The organism is Oleiphilus sp. HI0079 (assembly GCF_001635105.1).
The window spans coordinates 1-248 of the sequence record NZ_LWFT01000393.1; the positions used below are offsets into that span (position 1 = coordinate 1).

The window sequence follows — 248 nt, forward strand, 5'->3', positions numbered from 1 at the left end:
TTTGCCCACGTTGCCTTCATAGGTTCGCATGTTGCGAGCTGTGCTAATTACAATATCGAAGCCCTGAGCCTTATATTCTCGTATTTTTTCAACTACGCCAGTTTGAGGTGTGGCTTCACTGTAATTGCCGCTTTCGCCTGAGGTAATGGTTCCATCAAGGTCCATGATGAGTCGTTTCATAGTTTGGGGCTCTAAAAAAGTGACGAGGCGCTTTTACAACCAATCCCTTTTGGATCATAGGATTGGAC

1 protein-coding gene is annotated in these 248 nt (G+C 45.2%); it reads right to left on the reverse strand.

What is annotated here, in order from left to right; all coding sequences use genetic code 11:
• The coding region (locus A3750_RS05095) for an HAD hydrolase family protein (RefSeq protein WP_156498425.1) at positions 1-180 on the reverse strand (180 nt) is incomplete at its 3' end.
• Positions 181-248 lie beyond the last annotated feature (68 nt).